Source organism: Treponema sp. JC4, from assembly GCF_000260795.1.
Taxonomy (GTDB): Bacteria; Spirochaetota; Spirochaetia; order Treponematales; family Treponemataceae; genus Treponema_D.
The window spans coordinates 1-3,302 of record NZ_AJGU01000082.1 but is presented as its reverse complement, the minus strand read 5'-3'; the positions used below and the strand labels follow the sequence as shown (position 1 = coordinate 3,302).

4 protein-coding genes are annotated in these 3,302 nt (G+C 33.9%); 2 read left to right on the top strand and 2 right to left on the bottom strand.

All coding sequences use genetic code 11. The features are described 5' to 3' along the window. Positions 1 to 1,297, bottom strand: a 1,297-nt coding sequence (locus tag MSI_RS13180) for an N-6 DNA methylase (protein WP_039925037.1), incomplete at its 3' end; no start/stop codon positions are given. 64 nt (positions 1,298 to 1,361) lie between these two features. Then, entirely contained in the window at positions 1,362 to 1,622 is a 261-nt protein-coding gene (locus MSI_RS13175) for a helix-turn-helix transcriptional regulator (protein ID WP_009108034.1), read from the bottom strand. 207 nt (positions 1,623 to 1,829) lie between these two features. Between MSI_RS13175 and MSI_RS13170 the strand changes: the two genes are divergently transcribed. Then, the gene (locus tag MSI_RS13170) at positions 1,830 to 2,567 is read left to right on the top strand and encodes a hypothetical protein (protein WP_009108032.1); all 738 of its coding nucleotides are present in this window, start codon (positions 1,830 to 1,832) and stop codon (positions 2,565 to 2,567) included. Between the two features lie 203 nt (positions 2,568 to 2,770). Further along, the gene (locus MSI_RS13165) at positions 2,771 to 3,226 is read left to right on the top strand and encodes an HAD domain-containing protein (protein WP_009108027.1); all 456 of its coding nucleotides are present in this window, start codon (positions 2,771 to 2,773) and stop codon (positions 3,224 to 3,226) included. Positions 3,227 to 3,302: the final 76 nt, after the last annotated feature.

The following is a 3,302-nucleotide window of genomic DNA, read 5'->3' as shown; positions in this document are numbered from 1 at the left end:
CTTCTTGTGTATTCTTTTTTATTTCCTTTTCTTTGATACCTTCGGTATCCTGAATGCCACGGAAAATAACGGCATTTTCAGAAAGTTTTATTGTATCTTTTTGATTTATGGAGGATACTGAATCTTCCCATATTTCTGGATTGTAGCCTTCCAAATACGAGTCTATATCAAATTTGGTATCAAAAATATAATCGTTATATGCAATATCCTCATAAGAAAAAGTTCTACGTACAATTGAAGCATCACATTCTTTTTTGCCGTAAAACATATCGATAATTACTTTTGTACCCAGCTGAGAAATTATACTGGAATTAGAAGACCATCGTGATCCTGTCTTTTCTACATAACATAAATCAAGGAATGTAAAGCTTATCTCTTCCCGAGATTTAACTTCCTTGTTTTTGTTAAAAATTAAAAGTGATGCGCCAAGATTATAAGGTTCTATTTCTCCTGCAGGGAAACGTATGAGGCCTTCAAAATGCCCGGTGTCTAATATACGCTTTCGGATATTTTCTGCTTTTTCAGAAAAAATGTAGTCAGAAATGCAGATTACAACTCGTTCTGAATCACGTAAATACTTGTGAATCTTTAATATGTAGTCATAGCTTTTGTCTTCGGAATAGATTACATTCTGAGAAATGCGTCTTGTCTGGCTTTCTATTGTATTTTGAAAAACAGGAATAAAAGCGAAAATTTTATTAAATTTTCCATCTTCAGATTCTGAAAAAAAATCTTTTTTACAGATGTCAATCTGATATTTTTGTGGCAGCAGAATGTCATTCTGTAATATTAAAAAATCCCTTTCTTCTTCATTAGCTGTAAAGGCAACAGGTTTATTAATAAAAGGAATTCTATGATTTTCATCATTCTGGATTGTTTTTAGAAAACTGTCTGGCGCTCCATAGATATCTGCAAGGAGGTCGTTTTTGTTCAGGTTTAGAAGTTCTGCTGCAAGAAAACTCATATTTCGGGAACTGCGCATTTCGCATGGAGCTTTATTCATCATATATGAAGTGCGCAATTGTCGGAATGATGAAAAGTATCTGTAAATTCTTTTTTCACTATATGCGGAAAAATCAGACTCCTCATAGTTTTCCGGAAAATCTTTTACGTACTTGTTCAGAATCTGTTTTATTTCCTCAGAAACATCAAGATTTGAAATCATTTCTGATGTATCTGGAATATACTCTTTATTCTGAATTAATGATTTATACTGAAGATAAAGAAAGGCATAAATATCCATCTTGGCAGCAGAAAAATTGTAGCCTCTTCTATTATCTTCAAGTTCAGAAATCATTTGTAAACCTCGTTGATTATTATAACCAAAAAAGGCGTTGAGAACTATAATTTTTCTCAGCCTTCTATGAAATTACAATAATTTCATTTACATCAATACCGAAGAGAAGGGCAATCTTCAGAATATTTTCAAGAGTTGGTTTTGCCTTTCCCTCAACCCAGTTATAAACAGCCTGCTGTCCTGCAAAGCCCAATATTTCGGAAAGCATACCAAGAGTAATTTCAGAGTTCTTGCATAAACTTCTGATTCTGCGACCTGTTGCAGCATTATTAATGCAGACAGAATTTAATTCGTTACGTTTTTTCGTAATTTCTTTAACATCCATAATTATCTCCTTGTGTTTGTAAAGTTGCAGATATGCGTATTCAAACCGTATGGTTTAAACATACAGCAGGAGTGAAAGGTTGTCAAGCAAAATATTGAATATGCACATCTGAAAAATATTTTAATAAATTCAAGCAGCACTTTAATGCACCCAGAAATGTCAGGTTCTATAATCACATTATAAAAAATTAATTATGTGAGGTATTTTATGGTTGTTTATGTTATCCCTTATATGGGGTTTGATATCATTCTATGGGTTTTATTTATTGGTTTAATTGCGCATGGATTATCTATGACCCACGTGTATCATGTAATTTCTGTTCTGGGAATTCTTTACCTGTTTGGTACTTTGTGGCTGCTGGCTTGGGGAAATGTAAAAAAATTCCTGTTTTGTACCATAGGATTTCTGTTACTGTTTGGAATTGGTTCTGCAATTTCTGTAGGAATAGTTTACGGAGGCTACAATATATTTCAATATGCAGATTCACTGAATGCACTGGGAATCATTCTTATGATTGTTGGAGTTCTGTTATCAATTGCAACTCCATTTCTGGCTTTCTCTGCTATTGATTCTCTCGCTTTTGATTTTGATGACGAAGGACATTCTGTTTACTGTATAATAATGGCTTATGTTCTGGTTTTCTTCGCTCTGATTGTTTCAATCTATAATGTAAGTGCAAATTATTGTTCATACTGGGAACCAGATTTTTACATTTCAATGGGAATTCTGATTTTTGTTATAAATCTGATAACAGGAAACAGACTTCCGCAAGCCATGTTGTTTTCCGCAATTGGATTACTTGTAGCCTTCTATATAGCACTTTTTAATAACCATTTATATTATGGTTCGATTTTTTCAGGGGAACATATGATGGCTATGCTTGCTTATTTCGGCCCATCGTTATTAACGGGAGCTTTGTTTTCTGCGGTAAGAGGGGAGAATTAAGTTATGAAGACAAAAAAACTTATTACTGGAATAATTACGGCTGTAAGCGGATTATTATTATCAGGCTGCCTTACAACCGAAATTGAAACCGTACATTCTCAGGTACATCATTATGAATAAAGAGAATAAAATCAAGACAATTATGGATTTGTATCATACGATGGAGCGTCAGTACAACGAACTTGCAAGCAGGAAATAAAATTATGATAGAAAAAGAATTCGTAATTTTTCTGGATATAGATGGTGTCCTCAATACAAAATCAAGTTGGAAAACGCCCTTTACTCTGAATGATGAGTGCATCAGAAATTTCTGTGGTTTTGTGAATCGTGATGGGGTAGGGGCAAAAATAATTCTTACTTCTTCTTGGAAAACAGGCTGGTCGCCTATAATTGAAAATCAGACTCCTCAGATTCAGGAATTGCAAGTAAAGCTGGCGGGATATGGCTGCACAATATTCAGCAGAACAAAAGATTTAGGAAACAGGCAGAAAGAAATAACAGATTATCTTTCCTGCCATGATGTTGATTATTACGTAATAATTGATGATGACGAATCGGAATATCTGGGATTTGAACTTGGAGGTATATATCTTATTGATGCTGAAACCGGCTTTACGAGCAGGGATGTAAAGAAAATTAAATGGAAGAAAATAACCTGAGGCTTTAGGTTATCTAAATCAAGGGAAGTATGGATTTAGCAAGAACTTATTACAAAGAAGTATCAGAAATTGTGAA